The following is a 17,344-nucleotide window of genomic DNA, read 5'->3' on the forward strand; positions in this document are numbered from 1 at the left end:
CGGTAAAGCGTGCGGCAGCGCACCACAACCGAGCCGAATCGATCACAGAACGCCAGGCGCCGGAAATACTTCGATACAGTCTGCGCGCGCTCAGCGTTCCTCGGTGGAGGAGCCGTCGAGCGGATCGCGACGTGCCAGCTCGGCTTCGTCAAGGCCGTGCCCAGCGCCGATCTCGTTGCCATGCACGACCCTCAGGCGCTTGTCCGCGGGCGATTCGCCACCGCGCTCGGCCGGCGAGCGGGCGCCGCTTTCGTCGATCAGGGTCTCCGGCGCCAGATCGTCCATGCCGACGTTATCCTGGTAACCGTCGTCCTCGTCTGGCTGCCCGCCGGCGTGGCCCGCCTCGCGTACCCGCCGCGGGGAAAACTCGGCTTCCACCTCGGCCTCGGGCCGCTCGTCGCCGATCCGTGCCTTGCGCGCCTGGCGGCGCTCGTCGAAATCGAGTTCGCGTATCGAACCCATGCGGTCCTGAATGTCGTCGATTTCCTGGGGTGTGGTTTTCCGTCGTGTAGCCATGGCGACCTCCGTTACGAATGGCGGGCGCGCACCGCGAATGGCGCAACGCCCCTGTCCGGTCGACCGGCGAGGCGCCGGAAGATTCAGGAAATCCAACCGACGGCGGCTGCCTCGCTACCGCGGTGGCGGGCAAAAAAAAGCCGGATCGGCCCGGGGCGGGCTGGACGATCCGGCGTAATCGAAGCGCGGGACGTCGCGCACCTTGCCGCCGGCACGGGCGGGAGGTGGCGCACAGCGTTTCGCAGGGAATGACCACGGCATCGGCCGGTGGTCCAGGGGGAGTCAGGTCGGCACGGCTTCCTCGAGGTAGTCGATGGCCTGGCGCACGGTCTCGATCCGTTCCGCATCGTCATCGGCGATCTCGACGCCGAACTCCGCTTCCAGGGCCATGACCAGTTCGACCACCTCGAGCGACTCGGCACCGAAGTCGTTACGGAAATCGCTGTCCAGCCGGATGTCGCATTCCTCCACGCCGAGCCGGGCGGCTACCAGCTTCCTCACTCTGGTCTCGATGTCGTCCATGCATTGCGGTCCCACTGCCCGGCCCTGGAAAAAAGTGCGGCTACTAAAGCCTCCGTCCCCGCCAGCGACAACTGCCAGATCTGGCAGTGGCGCTGCGCCGGAGCGCGGCCGCCGCAGCGCGCCGCTCAATCCGGTGGACGGACCGCGACGCGAGGATTCGAAGTCCGTCACAGGGCGCTTCCCGGCGTATGCGCAACCACCCGCGCCTTCCCTCGCGGCAGGCTTTCGGGCAGTTCCGCCAGGGCCCGGCGTGCCTGCTCCGGGTCGAGGTAGTCGCCCCGCTCCACCGCGAACAGCTCCTGGCCATCGCGCAGTTCGCGGCGCAAACGCAACGACAGGCCCGGATGCCGCTCGATCAGCGCGCGCATGAAGGCTTCGCTGCTGCCCTCGACCAATCGCACGGCGTAGCGCTGGGGTGACGGCGGCTGCGCCGCGTGCGTGCCCTGGCGAACCTCCAGCACCTCGCCGCCGCGACCGTCGCCCAGGGACGCCGGGTCCGCCAGGCGCGGCTTCTCCATCAGCACCGGGGCTGGAGCCGGATAGCTGCGCGGCGAGCCAATAGGTGCCGGTGCGACCTGGGCGGCGGGACGCAGGTCGATGGCGCCGGCATCCTCGAACAGCGGGCGTACCGGTTCGCCGGCAGCACCGCGCAGCAACTGGATGGAACGGTAACGGCCATGGCTGATGCGCTCCAGGCCGGCGGCATCGCGGACGATGCTCGGTCGCAGGAAGACCATCAGGTTGCGCTTCACCCGGGTCTCGCGGGACGAGCGGAACAGCCGGCCGACACCGGGGATGTCGCCCAGCAGCGGTACCCGCGAATCGCTGCGCAGCAGGTCGTCCTGGATCAGTCCGCCGAGGACGATGACCTGGCCGTCGTCGGCCAGTACGGTGCTCTTGATCGAGCGCTTGTTGGTCACCAGGTCCACCGCCTTCGCCGCCAGGGTGGCGGTTGGCGCGATGGAGGATATTTCCTGCTCGATCTCCAGGCGCAGCATGCGGTCCTCGCCGATGTGCGGCGTGACCTTGAGGGTCACCCCGATATCCTTGCGCTCGACAGTGGTGAACGGATTGCTCGAACCGCTGGCGCTGGTGGTGTAGCTGCCGGTCTGGAACGGCACGTTCTGGCCGACCAGGATTTCCGCCTTCTGGTTGTCCAGGGTCAGCAGGCTCGGCGTCGACAGCAGGTTGCTGCGGCTATTGCGGCTCAGCGCGGTGACCAGTGCGCCGAAATCGCGACTGCCGAGGCCGACTATCGCACCGTCGGGCAGCTCTGCCGGCGGCTTGCCGGCCTGCAACGCGCCTAGCAGGGTGCCGATGGACAACCCGCTGTCGGCGAAGCCAGCGCCGCCGGCGACATGCCCGCTACGCAGCGCCCATTGCACCCCGAGGGCGTCGCCGATCTCGCCGGACAGCTCGACGATCGCCGCCTCCACCAACAGTTGCGCACGCGGCACGTCGAGCTGGCGGACGATGTCCTCGAGCAGACCGACATCCTCCGGGTCGGCGAGGATCACCAGGGCATTCAGCGATTCGTCGGCGCGCACCAGCAGGCCGCGCTTGCCACGCCCCCGGCCATCCTGGCCCTGCTCGCCGTGCAGCGATTCGCCGATCTCCCCGAGAGTGGCGGCGAGGGTCTTGGCGTCGCCATGACGCAGGCGGATCACCCGGCTGTTCGCCGACCGCGACGAGGGGACGTCGAGCGACTGCGCCAGCCTCAGCAAGCGCGCTCGCGCCTGCGGCGGCCCGAGCAGGACCAGGCGGTTGCTGCGGCTGTCGGCGAGGACCTGGACGGTGGCGGCGCTCTTCCCGGCGGCCGGGGTGACGCTGCGATCGAGCACCTCGGCGATTTCCGCGACCCAGGCATGGCGCATGTCGTAGATGCTGTAGTCATGGTCGCCGGCCCGGTCGAGGCTGCGCACGATCGCCTCGATGCGCTCGATGTTGGCGCGGCGGTCGCTGACGATCAGCGCGTTGGCCGACGGCACGGCGGCCAGATGGCCATGGGCCGGGACCAGCGGCCGGATCATCGGGATCAGTTCCGCCACCGAGGTCTGCTGCGCCTGGACCACCCGCGTCTCCAGGCTGCCCGGCCCATCGCGGACGGTCTTCTGCGCGGCGTCCTGGCGTGCCTCCATGTTCGGCACGATACGCGCCTGGTCGCCCTGCGGCAGCACCGCGTAGCCATGGGTGGCGAGCACCGAAAGGAACAGTTGGTAGACCTCCGCCAGGCTGAGCCGCGCCTGGGATACCACCGTCACCCGTCCCTTCACCCGCGGATCGACGACGAAGGTCTGGCCGCTGATGCTCGATACCTGCTCGATGAAGTCGCCGATCTCGGCATCCTTCATGTTGATCGTCCACTGCTCTTCCTCTTGCGCGGCGGCAGTCGCGGCAGGTGCCGGATGGACCGGCGGCGCCAGGCCGAGGACGGCCAGCGACAGGACCAGGAACAGCGGAGACAGGCGCTGGGCGGAACGGGTACTACAACGTGGCATGGGTGGTTTCTGCCCCTTCGGCTTTGGGGAAATACAGACGTTCTTCATAACCCTGGTCGCGCAGCACCACATGGTCGCGATGAACCGCCAGCAGCACGGTGCCGGGGCGCACTTCGGCGCCCGGCAGGAAGCGCTGCGAGCGCCCGGCCACCGCGATCAGCGCCGCCGAGCGGTCCTCGCGACGCGCCAGGAAGCAGGCCAGCAGGCGCAATTGCAGACGCTCGCCCGCCGTCGCGCCGCGCGGCGACGGAGCGCCACCGAACAAGCCGGCTAACGCCGCGCGCGGGGCCGCTGAAGGGTTGGCTGGCGGCGCCGGGGCCGCTGCGGCGGGCAATTCCGCCAGCTCGCGGCGCAGCGAGCGCGTCTGGCTGGCCAGGCTGGCGCTGAGCAACGCCAGCAGCAGCACGCAAAGCACAGCGGGCGCATGCCCGGCCAGGCTGCGCAGGGAAACGAAAGACGATGGAAGGTGACGCGACATGCAGCAGGCGGATTCCGGCAAACGGGCGCGCTGCATCGACGCGGCTCGCCCAGGGGCGGCGAGCATAAGGGATGGGGCTGCGGCCTACGGCCGCGAAAGGGCAAAACTGTTAAGGCTGCCCGCTTTGATCCTTCGTGGCGGGAACTGGCCCACAAAACGCCAGGCGCGGGAAAGGCCTCAGCGCTTGCCCATCGAACGACGGGTACCGCGCGGCGCCATGCCGGGACGCTGGCCCTTGTCGTGGATCTTCCGCTGCGGATAGAGCTGGGCCTGGTTCTTCTTCGCCAGGGCGGCCTTCAGCAACGCGCTGGCGTCGCTCGGCGCGGCCTGGGCCGGAGCGTCGTCGGAGGAAAGGGCCTGGGGAAGAGCGTCGGGAGCGGAAGCCATGGCGTATCCGGATCGGGGGAAATCGTGGGGACGCGATTATACATGGCTGCCCGGCTGTCCGGCAGCACCTGCCGGCGTATCGCCACCGGTCAACGCAGTTGCCACCAGCCCGGTAGCAACCGGCGCACCCTGGCCTGGGCGAAACGGTCGTCGATCAGGTGCACCACGCCGCGATCGCTGCGGCTGCGGATCACCCTCCCGGCGGCCTGGACCACCTTCTGCAGTCCCGGATACAGGTAGGTGTAGTCGTAGCCGTCACCGAACAGGCGCTGCATGCGCAGGCGGATCTGCTCGTTCACCGGATTCACCTGGGGCAACCCGAGGGTGGCGATGAAGGCGCCGATCAGGCGCTCTCCAGGCAGGTCGATGCCTTCGCCGAAGGCACCGCCGAGCACGGCGAAGCCGATGCCCTCGCCGCCCGCGACGAAGCGTTCGAGGAAGGCCCGGCGCTCCGCCTCGTCCATCCGTCGTGTCTGGCTCCAGCACGGCATCCACGGGTATGCCTGGCGGAAGACGTCCAGCGCCTGCTGCAAGTAATCGAAGCTGCTGAAGAAGGCCAGGTAGTTGCCCGGCCGCTGGCGAAACTGCTCGCCGAGAATCGCTGCGATGGGCGCCAGGGAGGCCTGGCGCTGCGCATAGCGCGTGGAAACCCGACGCTGTATGTGCACCTCCAGTTGCTCGGCGCTGAATGGCGAGTCCACTTCCAGCCAGGGCGTGCCCGCCGGCAGGCCGAGCAGGTCGGCGTAATAGTCGCGCGGCCCGAGGGTAGCGGAGAACAGCACGGTGGAGCGGCTGGCGGCGAAGCGCTCGGCGAGAAACGCCGCCGGCACCACGTTGCGCAGGCACAGCCGGGCCAGGCTGCGGCCGTTGCGGCCTGGGCGCTTCTCGATGTCGAACAGCGAATGCTCGCCGAACAGCTCGGCGAGACGGCCGAACTGCAGGATCGCGAAGTAGAACTCCTGCAACGCCGGCTCCAGCGCCTGCGGTTGCTCGGCGAGCAGGTCGTTGATCGCCGCCACCGCGTTCTGCAAGGCCAGGAGCAGCTTCTGCGGTGGCTCGTCGTAGGCCTGGTAGTCGTCCGCCTGGGTCTTGCCCAGTTCGTTCCAGGCACGCTGGATACGCTCCAGCGGTTTCCGCAGGACCTCCGGGGCGGTCTTGCGCACACCGAGGAAATCGCCCTGGTCGAGTTCGGCGGAATACATCCGCCGGCCGCGCTCCACCAGGTTGTGCGCCTCGTCCACCAGTACCGCCACCCGCCACTGGTTGACCTGGGCCAGGCCATGGAGCATGGCGCCGAGGTCGAAGTAGTAGTTGTAGTCGCCCACCGCCAGGTCGCACCAGCGCGCCAGTTCCTGGCCCAGGTAGTAGGGACAGACCCGGTGCGCCAGCGCCACCTCGCGCAACCGCGCCTGGTCCAGCCAGCGCGCCTCCACGGCGGCGGCGCGGGCCGCCGGCAGGCGTTCGTAGAAGCCCTGGGCCAGGGGACAGGACTCGCCGTGGCAGGCCTTGTCCGGATGCTCGCAGGCCTTGTCCCGCGCCACCAGTTCCAGCACCCGCACCGGCAGTCCGCCAGTTTCCCCTTCCAGGCTGCGCAGGGCATGCAGCGCGAGGGCCCGGCCCGGGGTCTTGGCGGCCAGGAAGAACAGCCGGTCCAGGCGCTGCCCGGGCATCGCCTTGAGTTGCGGGAACAGCGTGCCGATGGTCTTGCCGATCCCGGTCGGCGCCTGGGCCATCAGGCAACAACCGGCGGAGGCGGCCTTGTACACCGCCTCCGCCAGTTGCCGCTGGCCGTGGCGGAATTCGGCGTGGGGAAAGCGTAACGCGGCCAGTTCGCGGTCGCGCCGCTGGCGGTGCGCCAGTTCCTGCTCGGCCCAGGCGAGAAACGCCTGGCACTGGCTCTCGAAGAACAGCCGCAGCTCGTCGGCCCGCACCCGCTCGACGAAGCGGGTCTCCTTCTGGCTGCCGACCTCCAGGTAGACCAGCGCCAGTTCGACTTCCTCCAGCTTCCGTTCGGCGCAGAGCAGCCAGCCGTAGACCTTGGCCTGGGCCCAGTGCAGGTGCCGGTGGTTGGCCGGTTGCAGGGCGAGGTCGCCGCGGTGGGTCTTGATTTCCTCCAGGCAGTTCGCCTGCGGGTCGTAGCCATCCGCCCGGCCGCGCACCTGCAAGTGACGGTAGCGTCCGTCCAGCGCCACCTCGCGCTGGTAGTGAGCGGGGCGCCGGGAGGTCACCAGGGTATGTCCGGCGATGCCTTCCAGGGCGCTGGGCGACGGGGTGAAGCGCAGGTCGAGGTCGCCGCGCTTGGCGCTGAACTCGCAAAGCGCGCGCACCGCCACCTGGTACAGCGCCTCGCCGCCCTGCTCAGTCATCGACATGCCAGCGCACGTAGCAGACCGCCACCGGCATCTCCCGCTCGCGGCAGAATTGCAGCCAGCGCAACTGGTTGTCCTGCAGGCGGTCGCCCGGTCCCTTGACCTCGACCATCCGGTAGCGACGCTGCGCCGGCCAGAACTGGATCAGGTCCGGCAGGCCGGCGCGGTTGCCCGGGATATCCTCCAGCAGGCGTTCGAACCAGGCGCGCAGGTGGGCCGCCGGCAGGCAATCGAGCGCCTGTTCGAGCAGTTCCTCGCCAAGCAGCTCCCAGTAGACGAAGGGCGACTGCAGGCCGAACTTGTCGCGGTAGCGACAGCGGATCGCGTCGCGGTAGCTGCCGTCCTCCAGCCGCCCCAGGCAGGCCTCGAACAGGGCGGCGCGGCGATGGCGGAAGTCGGCGCTGTGCAGGTCCGCCGGCGCGCTGTGGAAAGGATGGAAGAACGCCCCGGGAATGGCGGCGAAGATCGCCTCCCAGCAGAGCAGCCCGAACAGCGAATTGATCAGGCCGTTCTCGACGTAGTGCACCGCGCAACCGGGCTCTTCCAGGTGCTCGCGGACCGCCCCCTCGACGCTACAGGGTTCGCTCGGGAACGCCAGGCACAGGTCCAGGCGGTCGATTTCCGGAGCCGCCGCCCGCGCCTGTCGCGGCAGGCCGAGCTTGCCTTGCAGGCGCGGCAGCAATCGGGCCAGGCCCTGGCGTTCGGCGTCGCTTTCCGGCGCACAGCTGGCCTCCCGCGCCAATGCATGGGCTTCGGCGAAGCGCTCGCCGCGTTCCAGGCTACGAATCGCCCGCAGGCGCGCGCCGGGGTGGCTGGATTGGCGATAGAGCCGCTGGGCCAGGTCGAAATCCCGCTGCTTTTCGCAGTGCTGGGCGAACTGGAACAGCAGCTTGACCCGCCGCCCTTCCAGCCAGGGATTGGCGTAGGGTTCGCCCGGCAGGCCGGCGAGCAGTTCCTCCAGCGGCTCGCCGAGGTCGAAGCGCTGGCGGCAGTCGAACAGGTGGAGATAGGCGTCGACGTCGGCGCGCAGGCGAAAGCCGCGGGAATCGGCGGAAAACTCGACGCTTTCGTAACGATAGATACCCAGGTCGGCAAGGACGAACTCCGACCAGTCCTGCCACAGGTTGCCGAAATACATCAACCGCAAGCGGTCGCAGAGCGCCATGCAGCGCAACTCGTAGACCGGTTCGGCGAAGTCGGCCTGCCACTCGGCGAGCCGCCGCGCCTCGGGGAACAACGGCTGGAGCCGTTCCAGCAGCGCATCCTTGCGCAGGTTCGCGCGCCCGAGATGGTCCCTGAACAGCTGCGACAACTCATCCTTCTTCAGCAAGCCGAACAGTTGCGCCAGTTCCAGGGCCGGCTGCGCGTCCACCCAGCCCAGTGCCAACAGCGGTTGCACGGCGGCGCGCGTGTCGCCGATCTCGGCATAGGCCAGCTTGCCTTCGCGGAACAGCGTGCCCTTGCGCATCACCATGCGCACCAGCAGGGCCTGGCTGGCCTCGGGCAATTCGGCGAACGCGGCGATGAAGGCACGTTCCTGATCGTCGAGCAGATCGGCATAGCGTTCGCCGATCCAGGCGAGCACCGCGCGGAAGTTGTGCAGGTAGTAGAAAGGTTCGGGAAGCGCTGGGGAATTCACGGGAAGCGGAGCCTGGTACTGTTCATGCATACAGATACCAGCGCCCCCACGGCTTGGCAATGCGCATCCGATCAAGCGTCGCCGGCCTGGCGACGACTATCCAGGCACAAGGCGTTCGTTATATAAAAATATAAACAACGAAACCTGCCCCGTATCGGTCCCGATGAAGAAGATCCGCCAACGCAACCTGCAACTGATCCTCGACGCCGCCTGCGAAGTCTTCGCCGACTGCGGCTTCAGCGCCGCCCGGCTCAGCGACGTCGCCGAGCGCGCCGGCGTGGCGAAGGCCAACGTGCTCTATTACTACCGCTCCAAGGCGCAACTCTACGAGGCGGTGCTGGACAGCATCGTCGAGCCTCTGCTGGAAGCCTCCCGGCCATTCGCCGGCGACCAGCCGCCCGCCGAGGCGCTACGCGCCTACGTCGACAACAAGATGCGCATCGGCGCCGAGCGGCCGCACGCGGCCAGGGTCTTCTCCTGCGAGATCATGCGCGGCGCGCCGCGCATGCCGGCGACGCTGCTGGAACGCCTCGACGCCCAGGCGGAACGCAACGCCGAGCGCATCCGCCAGTGGATCGACGAAGGCCTGCTGGCGCCGCTGGACCCGTATCACCTGCTGCTCAACCTGTGGGCGATGACCGAGTCCTATGCCCTCGGCGGCTGGCAACTGGCGCGCCTCACCGGCCAGGCCGGGCTGGACGCGAGCGACTACCGGCAGGCGGCGGAAAACATCGTCCGCCTGGTCTGCGCCGGCTGCCTGGCACTCCCCGGCGAGGCCGCGCCGCGTCGGCGTTTCCGCGCGCTGGCCGGCTGAGCGACTTGCGCCAGATCAATTTCCGCGTAGCGCTATATTCCAAAAGCCATAGCGAACCCCTAAGCTTGCGCCAGCCCCGTCCGCCAACTTCGTTCGCCCCCCACAGGAGCACTCCATGACCACCCGCCTGCCCCAGCTGTTGCTCGCCCTCCTCGCCAGCGCCGTATCCCTGGCCGCCAGCGCCGACGAGGTGCAGGTCGCCGTCGCGGCCAACTTCACCGCGCCGATCCAGGTCATCGCCAAGGAATTCGAGAAAGACACCGGGCACAGGCTGGTCGCCGCCTACGGCGCCACCGGCCAGTTCTATACGCAGATCAAGAACGGCGCGCCGTTCCAGGTTTTCCTCTCCGCCGACGACAGCACTCCGGCGAAACTGGAGCAGGAAGGCGAGATCGTGCCCGGCTCGCGCTTCACCTATGCCATCGGCACCCTGGCACTCTGGTCGCCCAAGGCCGGCTACGTCGACGCCAAGGGTGAGGTGCTGAAGAGTGGCAGCTTCAGGCACCTGTCCATCGCCAACCCGAAGACCGCGCCCTACGGCCTCGCCGCCACCCAGGCGATGGACAAGCTCGGCCTCGCCGCCACGCTCGGGCCGAAGCTGGTGGAAGGCCAGAACATCAGCCAGGCCTACCAGTTCGTTTCCAGCGGCAACGCCGAACTGGGCTTCGTCGCCCTGTCGCAGATCTACAAGGATGGTAAAGTCGCAACCGGCTCGGCCTGGATCGTTCCCGCCGAGCTGCACGACCCGATCCGCCAGGACGCGGTCATCCTCAACAAGGGCAAGGACAACGCCGCCGCCAAGGCCCTGGTCGACTACCTGAAGGGCGCCAAGGCCGCCGCGCTGATCAAGTCCTACGGCTACGAACTCTAAGGCGGGACCTGCATGGCGTTGCCACTCGACAGTACGGACCTGGCGGCCATCTGGCTGACCATCGAGCTGGCTTCGCTCACCACCCTCCTCCTGCTGCTGATCGGCACGCCCATCGCCTGGTGGCTGGCGCGCACCCGCTCCTGGCTGAAGGGGCCGGTCGGCGCGGTGGTGGCCCTGCCGCTGGTGCTGCCGCCGACGGTGATCGGCTTCTACCTGCTGGTCAGCATGGGTCCCAACGGTTTCATCGGCCAGCTCACCCAGAGCCTCGGTCTCGGCACCCTGCCCTTCACCTTCGCCGGCCTGGTGGTCGGCTCGGTGTTCTACTCGCTGCCCTTCGTCGTGCAACCGTTGCAGAACGCCTTCGAGGCGATCGGCGAAAAACCGCTGGAGGCTGCCGCGACCCTGCGCGCGAGCCCCGTCGACCGTTTCTTCAGCGTGGTCCTGCCGCTGGCCCGGCCGGGTTTCGTCACCGCCGCGATCCTCGGCTTCGCCCATACCGTCGGCGAGTTCGGCGTGGTGCTGATGATCGGCGGCAACATCCCGGAGAAAACCCGCGTGGTCTCGGTGCAGATATTCGATCACGTCGAAGCCATGGAATACGCCCAGGCCCACTGGCTGGCCGGCGGCATGGTGGCGTTCTCCTTCGTCGTCCTCCTCGCCCTCTATTCGGGCCGGCGCCGCCGGCCGGGCTGGGCCTGAGATGGACGGCCTGCGCCTGCGCTTCCGCCGCGCCTACCCCGGCTTCGAACTGGACATCGACCTGGCTCTTCCCGGTCGTGGCGTGACCGCCCTGTTCGGCCATTCAGGCTCCGGCAAGAGCACCTGCCTGCGCTGTATCGCCGGCCTGGAAAAGGCCGCCGAGGGCGAGGTGACGATCAACGGCGAGACCTGGCAGGACAGCCGCCGCAACCTCTTCGTCGCACCCCACCGGCGTGCCCTCGGCTACGTGTTCCAGGATGCCAACCTGTTCCGCCACCTGACGGTGCGGCGCAACCTGGCCTTCGGCCTCAAGCGCATCGCCGCCGCCGAACGCCGCGTCGAGCTGGAACAGGCCTGCGCCCTGCTGGGCATCGAGCACTTGCTGGAACGCATGCCGGAACGCCTCTCCGGCGGCGAGCAGCAACGCGTCGGCATCGCCCGGGCCCTGCTCACCAGCCCGCGCCTGCTGCTGATGGACGAGCCTCTGGCATCCCTCGACCTGAAGCGCAAGGGCGAGATCCTGCCCTATCTCGAGCGCCTGCATGAGGAACTGGACATCCCGGTGCTCTATGTCAGCCACTCGCCAGACGAAGTGGCGCGCCTGGCCGATCACCTGGTGCTGCTGGAGAACGGCAAGGTCCGCGCCAGCGGGCCGATCGGCGAAACCCTGGCGCGAGTCGACCTGCCGCTGGCGCTGGACGACGATGCCGGGGTGGTGATCGAAGGCACGGTCAGCGACCACGACCCGGCCTACGGCCTGCTGACCCTGGTCCTGCCCGGCAGCGCGCTGCAAATGCGCGTCGCCCACGCCCCGCTGGCCCCCGGCAAGCGCCTGCGCTTCAAGGTACAGGCGCGTGACGTCAGCCTGAACCTGCGCGACGACGCCCAGAGCAGCATCCTCAACCGCCTGCCGGTACGGGTCCTGGAATTGGTCGATACCGACACCGCGGCCCACGTACTGGTGCGCCTGGATGCCGGCGGCAATCCGCTGCTGGCGCGGATCACCCGTTACTCGCGGGACCAGCTGCAACTACGACCCGGCCAGCTGTTGTGGGCGCAGATCAAGTCGGTGGCGGTGCTCGCCTGACCCCGGCCTCGCCTGCGGCGCCTAGACCCTGGGCCAACGGTAGCGGATCAGCCGGCCCATCCGCCGCAGGAAGGCGAAGCCGTTGTAGATCGGCAGCATCAGCCGCGACGACTGCGGCAGCTTGGCAACGTCCTGCGGGTCGTAGTCGGTGACCTCCTCGATGAAGCGCAGGGCCGGATGCCACTGCTCGAGTTCGCGCGGGTCGTCGATGCTCCAGTGCACCTGCGCCCCGGTCTCGCGCAGCGGCGGATACAGGCGCAGCAGCATGATGCCGAGGCGGCCGTAGCCGTCGAACAGCAGCTCGCCGCTACCCAGGTGGTCGACCAGGCGCTCCACCAGGCGTCGCACCTGGGACTCCCGCAGATAAGGCATCAGCCCCTCGGCCAGGACCAGGGAGGGCCGCTCGCGCGGCACCCGTTCCAACCAGCCGTCGTCGTCCACCGAGTGGCGCAGCGCCCGATAGGCGCCGGCGCGCGGCGGGTAGAGTCGCTCGCGCAGGTCCATGACCTCCGGGTAGTCGAGGTCGAACCAGGGCAGCTCGGCCGGCGGATCGACCCGGTAGATACGGCTGTCCAGGCCGCAACCGAGGTTGAGCACCTGCCCCTCGGGATGGCGGCCGAGGAAGTCGCGGCAGGCCTGGTCGAAGTAATGCGAGCGCATGGCCAGGGCCCGTTCGTTGCCCTTGCCGAGGGCGACCCTGGAGAAGTCGAAGTCGATCTGCCGCACCGCCTCCTCGGCGAAACGGTCATGGAGGATGGAATCGTCCAGGCGGCTATCCAGCGCCTTGGCGTAGAGGGTGATCAGGAGCGTCTGCTTTTCTCCGGTGAGGGTGATGCGGTGGCCGGGCATGAAAACCTCCTGCGGGCACGCGTGCCTCTTCAGTCCTTGCCGAAAACATCGCTATGCTTCGGCAATGATTGCCCTGGAGTCACGAATGAAAGCCAACTCCGATGAACTGCAAAGCTTCGTCAGTGTAGTCGACAGCGGTTCCATCAGCGCCGCCGCGGAACAGATGGGACTGACCGCCTCGGCCGTCAGCCGGACCCTCTCGCGCCTCGAGCACAAGCTCGGCACCACCCTGCTCAACCGCACTACCCGGCGCATGGAGCTGACCGAGGAAGGCCGCTACTTCCTCGACCAGGCACGGCAGATCCTGCAGCAGATGGAGGCGCTCGAGGAACGCCTGGCCCTGCGCCGGCAGAGCCCCGCCGGGCGCCTGCGGATCAACGCCGCCTCGCCCTTCATGCTGCACGCGGTGGTGCCGCACATCGGCGAGTTCCGCCGGCTGTACCCGAACATCCAGCTCGAACTCAACACCAACGACCTGATCATCGACCTGTTGGAGCAACGCACCGACGTGGCGATCCGCATCGGCGCGCTCAGCGACTCCACCCTGCACGCGCGGCCGCTGGGCGCCAGCCGCCTGCACATCCTCGCCAGCCCGGAGTACCTGGCCCGCCACGGCATGCCGACGAGCATCGAGGGGCTGCGAGGGCACACCCTGCTCGGCTTCACCCAGCCCGAGCACCTCAACCGCTGGCCGGTGGTGCACGCCGACGGCGATCGCCTGGAGATCCAGCCGGATATCTCTGCCTCCAGCGGCGAGACCCTCCGCCAACTGACCCTGAGCCACCAGGGCATCGCCTGCCTGGCCAGCTTCATGACCGACCGCGATATCCAGGACGGGCGCCTGGTGCCGCTGTTCGCCGAACAGATGAGCGAATACCGGCAACCGATCCACGCCGTCTACTACCGCAACTCGCAACTGGCGCTGCGCATCCAGTGCTTCCTCGACTTCATCCAGCAGCGCCTGGGCGCCTGAGACCGACCGTGAACGAATCCCTCGACTTCTCGCCCTACCTCGAGCGCTGGGCGTTGCAACCCGACGGCGAGCCCTTCGCCACCCACAGCAGCCGCCTGCTGCCGGTGCGCCATCGCGGCGCAGCGGCGATGCTGAAGATATCCAGTGCCGAGGAAGAGCGTTTCGGCCACGTACTGCTCAACTGGTGGGACGGCCAGGGCGCGGCCAGGGTGCTGGCCTACGACCACCAGGCGCTGCTGATGGAGCGTGCCACCGGCGGGCGCTCGCTGCTGGAGATGGTCAAGCGCGGCGACGACGACGAGGCTACGCGTATCCTCTGCCAGGCCATCGAACGCATCCATGCCCCGCGCCCGGGTCCGTTGCCGGAACTGACCCCGCTGGAGCGCTGGTTCGACTCGCTGTATGCCGCCGAGCGCCGCTACGGCGGGCTCTACGTCGACTGCACGAACGCCGCCCGCTACCTGCTGGAGACCGCTCGCGAACAGCGCCCGCTGCATGGCGACATCCACCACGGCAATGTGCTCGACTTCGGCGAGCGCGGCTGGCAAGTCATCGACCCCAAGCGGCTCTACGGCGAGCGCGGCTACGACTACGCCAACCTGTTCACCAATCCCGACGCGAAGACCGCCCAGGCGCCCGGCCGTTTCGAGCGCCAGCTGGAGATCGTCGTCGCCGCCAGCGGCCTGCAACGCCGCCGCCTGCTGCTGTGGATCCTGGCCTGGACCGGACTCTCGGCGGCCTGGTTCGACGAGGACGGCAGCCGCGAGGAGACCGACGCCGAGCTGGCCATCGCCCGCCTGGCCCTCGCCAGCCTGTCTCGCGAAGGCTGATCAGAAGCGCCAGAACGCGCGGGTGCACAGCACCAGTACGGTGAGAATCTCCAGCCGACCAAGCAGCATGCCGAGGGTCAGCAGCCACTTGGCCATGTCCGGCAGGCTGGAAAAGTTTCCCGCCGGTCCGATAATCGGCCCGAGCCCGGGCCCGACGTTGCACACGGCGGTCGCGGCACCGGTGAACGCGGAGACCCAGTCGAGGCCGAGCATGGTCAACCCCAGTGCGATCACGCCGATGGTGATGGTGAAGAAGAAGGAAAAGGTGATCAGCGAGCGGACGATTTCCTCGTCCAGCGGATGGCCGTTGTAGCTTTGCCGGATGGTCGCCCGCGGATGCACGAGGTTCTGCAGGTTGGCCCTGAGCAACACGAAGGCCACCTGGAAGCGGAAGATCTTCAACCCGCCGGCGGTGGAGCCCGAGCAACCGCCGACGAAGGTGAGGTAGAAGAACAGCATGACCGCGAAGGTTCCCCAGGTGGTGTAGTCGGTCAGGGCGAAACCGGTGGTGGTCACCACCGACGTCACATTGACCGCCACCAGGCGCAGCGCATCCCACCAGCCGTAATCGGAATTCAGCCAGAGCCAGAAGGCGAAAACCAGCCAGGTCACCGCCAGGAAGCCGATGAAGCCATGCACCTGGTGGTCCTTGAGCAAGGCCAGGCGATGGCCGCGCAGGGTCGCGACATAGAGGGTGAACGGCAGGCTGCCGAGGATCATGAACAACACGGCGACCCAGTGCACCGCCGGTTGCGGCCAGTGCGCGAGGGAAGCGTCGGAGGTGGAGAAGCCGCCCGTGGAGATGGCGGCCATCGAATGGTTGAACGCCTCGAAGGGGGTCATGCCCGCCCACCAGAAGCACAGCACGCCCAGCAGCGTAAGCGCGACGTAGACGCCGAGGATGTACTTGGCCGCCATGTGCGAGCGTGGCATCACCTTCTCGCCCCAGTCGGAGGATTCGGTCTGGAACAGGCGCATGCCGCCGACACGCAGCAGCGGCAGGATCGCCACCGCCATGCCGATGAAACCGATGCCGCCGAGCCAGTGCAACAACGAGCGCCAGATGAGGATGCCCGGCGACATCTGGTCCAGCCCGCTGAACACGGTGGAGCCGGTGGTGGTGATGCCCGACATGGTCTCGAAGAACGCATCGGTGTAGCTGATGTGCCGAGCCATCACCATCGGCAGCGCGGCGAAGGCGCAGACCACCACCCAACTGGCGGTGGTCAGGAAATACATGTGCCGGGCACGAAAATGCACGTGAGCCGGCCGTCCCGGCAAGACCAGCGCGAGGCCGGCAGCCGCGGTGAGCAGGCTCGACCAGAGGAAGGCGTCGAAATCGTCGTAGCGCTGGAAGAGCGCCAGCGTCAGCATCGGGATCAGCATGCTGGCCGCCAGGGTGACCAGGAAAAGCCCGAGGATGAATCCCACCAGGCGGAGCAGGGAAAAGCTCATTCCGTAACGACCTGTTTCAGCAGAGGCGGACAGCCGCGTATTCTAGCCGCCCACAGGGCGGCTTCGGAACCATCTCAGGGGGTCGCCTATCCCAGGAATCGAAGGTTCTCTGTTCGCTGACACCGTTCCATTGTCAAATAGGCGTCTCGCGCCCCCTACCAGTAAGGAAACCCAAACATGGCCGGAGCCAGCCTCCTCACCCTCCTCGACGATATTGCCGCGGTGCTCGACGACGTCTCGCTGATGACCAAGGTCGCCGCGAAGAAGACCGCCGGCGTTCTCGGCGACGACCTGGCGCTGAACGCCCAGCAGGTCACCGGGGTCAACGCCGACCGCGAACTGCCGGTGGTCTGGGCGGTAGCCAAGGGCTCGCTGCGGAACAAGGCGATCCTCGTCCCCGCCGCCCTGCTGATCAGCGCCTTCGCGCCCTGGGCGGTGATCCCGCTGCTGATGCTCGGCGGCGCCTACCTGTGCTTCGAGGGCTTCGAGAAGATCGCCCACAAATACCTGCCCCATGACGACGAGCACGCCGACGAGGCAGCGCTGGCGGCCAATGTCGACGTGGCCGCCCTGGAAAAGCAGAAGATCGGCGGCGCGATCCGTACCGACTTCATCCTCTCCGCGGAAATCATCGCCATCACCCTCGGTACCGTCGCCGAATCCAGCTTCACCACCCAGGTGCTGGTGCTGGTCGGCATCGCCCTGGTGATGACCATCGGCGTCTACGGCCTGGTCGCCGGCATCGTCAAGCTGGACGACGCCGGCCTCTATCTGTCCAAGCGCGACAGCGGCTTCGCCCAAGGGCTCGGCGGCGCCATCCTGCGCACCGCGCCGTACCTGATGAAAGGCCTGTCGGTGGTCGGCATGGCGGCGATGTTCATGGTCGGCGGCGGCATCCTCACCCACGGTATCCCGGTGGTCCACCACGCCATCGAACAGGCCGCGCAGAGCGTCGCCGGCATCGCCACGCTGGGCCCGTTGCTGGCGGCGATCACCCCGACCCTGCTGAACTTCCTGTTCGGCATCGTCGCCGGCGCCGTGGTGCTGGCGGGGGTGCTGCTGGTCAAGCGCCTGCTGCCGAAGAAGAAAAAGACTGGCTGAGCCTGCCATCGCCGGCAGCACCATCGCGGAGGGCGGATAGCCGCCCTGGCGCACATCCCACGAAGCGGTTGTGCGCCCTGCCCCAGAAGTCCCCCTCCGTTTCAATTCAATAATTTTGCACTGTAATAGCAACATTATTCGTTGGAGACGAATAAAGCTCCCCTCCTAGAATGTCCACCAGTGCCATGAGCCGTCTGTTCCGAGCCTTCCAGACGAAGATCCGACCTCCGCACTCCATCGACCCGGCAACGGGATA

The 17,344-nt window shown here is 67.9% G+C and carries 16 protein-coding genes; 7 read left to right on the forward strand and 9 right to left on the reverse strand.

What is annotated here, in order from left to right; genetic code table 11:
• Window positions 1-90 precede the first annotated feature (90 nt).
• From AC4OR5_RS15540 to fan1, 7 genes are all read right to left on the reverse strand, one after another.
• Entirely contained in the window at window positions 91-516 is a 426-nt protein-coding gene (locus tag AC4OR5_RS15540) for a hypothetical protein (protein WP_003088094.1), read from the reverse strand.
• Window positions 517-798: 282 nt separating this feature from the next.
• Window positions 799-1,038, reverse strand: a complete 240-nt coding sequence (gene acpP / locus AC4OR5_RS15545) for an acyl carrier protein (RefSeq protein WP_003132735.1) — start codon at window positions 1,036-1,038, stop codon at window positions 799-801.
• Window positions 1,039-1,205: 167 nt separating this feature from the next.
• Window positions 1,206-3,536: a type II secretion system secretin GspD gene (gene gspD, locus AC4OR5_RS15550; protein ID WP_058160636.1), complete on the reverse strand. Its 2,331-nt coding sequence runs from the start codon at window positions 3,534-3,536 to the stop codon at window positions 1,206-1,208.
• Window positions 3,523-4,050, reverse strand: coding sequence for a type VI pilus biosynthesis protein (locus AC4OR5_RS15555; RefSeq protein WP_003113617.1), 528 nt, complete (start codon window positions 4,048-4,050; stop codon window positions 3,523-3,525). Before AC4OR5_RS15555 ends, gspD begins: the two co-directional genes overlap by 14 nt.
• Before the next feature lie 141 nt (window positions 4,051-4,191).
• Window positions 4,192-4,401 (reverse strand): hypothetical protein, encoded by a 210-nt coding sequence (locus AC4OR5_RS15560; protein ID WP_003088087.1) that lies wholly within the window; start codon window positions 4,399-4,401, stop codon window positions 4,192-4,194.
• An 89-nt stretch (window positions 4,402-4,490) separates the two neighbouring features.
• Window positions 4,491-6,767, reverse strand: a complete 2,277-nt coding sequence (locus AC4OR5_RS15565) for an ATP-dependent DNA helicase (protein ID WP_058160717.1) — start codon at window positions 6,765-6,767, stop codon at window positions 4,491-4,493.
• Window positions 6,760-8,439 (reverse strand): nuclease Fan1, encoded by a 1,680-nt coding sequence (gene fan1, locus AC4OR5_RS15570; protein WP_033957483.1) that lies wholly within the window; start codon window positions 8,437-8,439, stop codon window positions 6,760-6,762. Before fan1 ends, AC4OR5_RS15565 begins: the two co-directional genes overlap by 8 nt.
• Before the next feature lie 133 nt (window positions 8,440-8,572).
• Here fan1 and AC4OR5_RS15575 point away from each other — a divergent pair, with 133 nt between their 5' ends.
• The 4 genes from AC4OR5_RS15575 (at window position 8,573) to modC (ending at window position 11,880) form a co-directional block, all read left to right on the forward strand.
• Window positions 8,573-9,223: a TetR/AcrR family transcriptional regulator gene (locus tag AC4OR5_RS15575; protein WP_003108711.1), complete on the forward strand. Its 651-nt coding sequence runs from the start codon at window positions 8,573-8,575 to the stop codon at window positions 9,221-9,223.
• A 115-nt stretch (window positions 9,224-9,338) separates the two neighbouring features.
• A complete protein-coding gene (modA, locus tag AC4OR5_RS15580; RefSeq protein ID WP_058160638.1) occupies window positions 9,339-10,094 on the forward strand; it encodes a molybdate ABC transporter substrate-binding protein in 756 nt (251 codons plus the stop codon).
• A 12-nt stretch (window positions 10,095-10,106) separates the two neighbouring features.
• Window positions 10,107-10,793: a molybdate ABC transporter permease subunit gene (modB, locus tag AC4OR5_RS15585; protein ID WP_074222709.1), complete on the forward strand. Its 687-nt coding sequence runs from the start codon at window positions 10,107-10,109 to the stop codon at window positions 10,791-10,793.
• Window position 10,794: 1 nt separating this feature from the next.
• Window positions 10,795-11,880, forward strand: coding sequence for a molybdenum ABC transporter ATP-binding protein (modC, locus tag AC4OR5_RS15590; protein ID WP_003098212.1), 1,086 nt, complete (start codon window positions 10,795-10,797; stop codon window positions 11,878-11,880).
• 21 nt (window positions 11,881-11,901) lie between these two features.
• On the opposite strand, the gene AC4OR5_RS15595 is transcribed toward modC, so the two are convergent.
• A complete protein-coding gene (locus tag AC4OR5_RS15595) occupies window positions 11,902-12,729 on the reverse strand; it encodes a class I SAM-dependent methyltransferase (RefSeq protein WP_058160640.1) in 828 nt (275 codons plus the stop codon).
• A gap of 85 nt (window positions 12,730-12,814) precedes the next feature.
• Between AC4OR5_RS15595 and AC4OR5_RS15600 the strand changes: the two genes are divergently transcribed.
• Both AC4OR5_RS15600 and AC4OR5_RS15605 read left to right on the forward strand, forming a co-directional pair.
• Window positions 12,815-13,702 (forward strand): LysR family transcriptional regulator, encoded by an 888-nt coding sequence (locus AC4OR5_RS15600; RefSeq protein ID WP_015503095.1) that lies wholly within the window; start codon window positions 12,815-12,817, stop codon window positions 13,700-13,702.
• Window positions 13,703-13,710: 8 nt separating this feature from the next.
• Complete coding sequence (locus AC4OR5_RS15605; protein ID WP_023435692.1) at window positions 13,711-14,532, forward strand: aminoglycoside phosphotransferase family protein; 822 nt, start codon at window positions 13,711-13,713, stop codon at window positions 14,530-14,532.
• On the opposite strand, the gene AC4OR5_RS15610 is transcribed toward AC4OR5_RS15605, so the two are convergent.
• A complete protein-coding gene (locus AC4OR5_RS15610; RefSeq protein WP_003088056.1) occupies window positions 14,533-15,987 on the reverse strand; it encodes a TrkH family potassium uptake protein in 1,455 nt (484 codons plus the stop codon).
• A gap of 177 nt (window positions 15,988-16,164) precedes the next feature.
• Here AC4OR5_RS15610 and AC4OR5_RS15615 point away from each other — a divergent pair, with 177 nt between their 5' ends.
• Window positions 16,165-17,088: a DUF808 domain-containing protein gene (locus AC4OR5_RS15615; RefSeq protein WP_003088054.1), complete on the forward strand. Its 924-nt coding sequence runs from the start codon at window positions 16,165-16,167 to the stop codon at window positions 17,086-17,088.
• Window positions 17,089-17,344: the final 256 nt, after the last annotated feature.

The organism is Pseudomonas sp. YA1 (assembly GCF_058680555.1).